This is a genomic window from Phenylobacterium sp., assembly GCF_037138395.1.
GTDB lineage: Bacteria > Pseudomonadota > Alphaproteobacteria > Caulobacterales > Caulobacteraceae > Phenylobacterium.
Genome location: NZ_JBAXIM010000248.1, coordinates 1 through 2,122, shown reverse-complemented (window position 1 = coordinate 2,122; position 2,122 = coordinate 1). Strand labels below are relative to the sequence as shown.

At 66.8% G+C, this 2,122-nt stretch carries 2 protein-coding genes; both read left to right on the top strand.

Annotated elements, in window-relative coordinates; all coding sequences use genetic code 11:
- On the top strand, window positions 1-541 hold a 541-nt coding region (locus WCJ52_RS12870; RefSeq protein ID WP_336903701.1), incomplete at its 5' end, for an NAD-dependent epimerase/dehydratase family protein.
- Window positions 542-586: 45 nt separating this feature from the next.
- Complete coding sequence (locus WCJ52_RS12865; protein WP_336903700.1) at window positions 587-2,008, top strand: hypothetical protein; 1,422 nt, start codon at window positions 587-589, stop codon at window positions 2,006-2,008.
- The last annotated feature ends 114 nt before the right edge of the window (window positions 2,009-2,122 follow it).

Here is a 2,122-nt window from a genome sequence, read left to right as displayed (position 1 = left end):
GGTGGAAACGGCCCGCCCCCGCCCCCTCTCGCCCTATGGCGCGGACAAGCTGGGCTGCGAACTGCACGCCGCGGCAGCAGCGACGGTACATGGGGTGCGGTCAACCGGCCTGAGGTTCTTCAATGTCTATGGTCCGGGCCAGGATCCGGGCTCGCCCTATTCAGGCGTGATTTCCCGCTTCCACAGCCTGACCATTCGGGGCGAGGGCCTGACCATCTTCGGCGATGGGCTCCAGACCCGGGACTTCGTCTTCGTGGAGGATGTGGTCGACGCCCTCATCGCTGCGGCGGGCCGGCAGGCGGGACCGGAGGCGGAGGTTCTGAACGTCTGTACGGGCCTGGAGACGTCGCTCCTGGAGCTTGCGCGCCGGCTCGGGGACGTTTCGGGGCGAAGGGTCGGGATCTCCCACGCGGAGGGCCGGGCCGGGGACATCCGACGTTCGGCCGGAAGCCCGGACCGACTGGCCCAGACGCTCGGCGCGCAGCCGGCCACGGACCTAGTGACAGGGCTCAAGAGACTCGTGGAGCAAGGTGCCGCATGATGGGAATCTGTTCGCCTCCGCAGGGTGAGATGGGACGGAGCCGACATGCCGAAGAAGGCTGACCCCACAGACGGGAACGTGCAGGCCCTGCGGCGCGGGACGGGCGCGAGGGCTCTCTACATCGGGGCGCTGGTCGCCGGGCTGCTGCTGGTCCTGGCAGCGGCGCTGCCGGGCCACATGACAACGGACTCCGTGATCCAACTGGCCGAGGGCCGCACCGGCGTCCAGAGATCCTTTAATCCTGCCTTCATGTCCTGGCTGTTGGGCAAGTTTGACAGCGTGCTGTCGGGAACCTCCCTCTTCGTGACCTTCAACGTCGCCCTCTTCTTCGGCAGCCTCGCCATCCTGCCTTGGCTGGCCCGGCGCACCCACTGGCTGGCGGCGCCTACCCTGCTGGCCGTGATCGCAACGCCCCAGGTGCTGATCTACCAGGGCATCGTCTGGAAGGACGTCTTCTTCGCCAACGCCGCCATTGCAGGCACGGTCCTTTTGGCCCTCTCCATGGGTGAGGGAACGGACAGGGCCGGCCGGCGTGTCGCCTGGGTCGGGGGCCTGGCCCTCCTCGTGGTGGCCGCACTGGTGCGGCAAAACGGCATCCTGGCCCTTGGTGCTGCCGGCCTCGCCGTGGGGCTGGCCGCCGGTTCCCGACAGGGCTGGAAGGCTGGGCTATCGGCGACAGGAACCCTATTGGGCGCAGGCCTGGTCAGCTTTATCGCTTTGACCCTGGCCATGGAGAGGCTCATGCCCCCGGCCTCACCCGAGGCCGCAGGCGCAGGACTTCGCATTATCCAGCACTTCGACCTGGTAGGAGTGGCAGCGCGCGATCCTAAGGCGTCGTTCGAGCCCCTGCAGAGCGAAGACCCGCAGGCGACAGCCACACTGCGGGCCCTCGCGTCACAAGGTTACAACCCAGAGCGGGTGGATGCGGTCAGCAATGCGCCGGGACTGGGCGAGGCCCTCTGGCAAATGCGTGAGGGGGTGGTGGCGAAGACGTGGGCGAACCTGCCGGTGGCAGACTTCGAAGCCTACGCGGCGCATAGGCTGGCGGTCTTCCGGCAGGTCTTCCTGACCCCGAACATCCTGGCCTGCCTTCCCGTATCAACCGGCGTCCAGGGACCTGAGCTGGTGCTTGCGGAGCTTTCGCTGCCCGCACGGGAAGGTCGCCAGGACCGTGAACTCTACAATTACGCCAGCATGTTCTTCGGCACGCCGGTCCTGTCGCACCTGTCATTCGCCGTTCTCTCGCTGGCGATCATGATCGTCCTGGTCTTGAGGGGGCGGCCCTCAGACTGGGTGATGGCCGGACTCCAGGCCGGCGCCCTGGCTTTCGCCGGAAGCTTTCTTCTGATCGCTCTAGCCTGCGATTACAGGTATATGTACTTCCTCGATCTCGCCGCCCTGTTCGGCCTGGTCCATCTCGCCCTTGACCCGCCTTGGATGGCGATACTTTCACGGTTTCGGAAATGAAAATGCGCAATTCCTTCCTCCCCCTGTCCGCCGTGCTGGCGGGCGTCCTCGCCCTGTCCGCCTGTGACCAGCCCAAGAAGGCGACGCCGGTCGCACCCGCGGACCCTGTAGGGA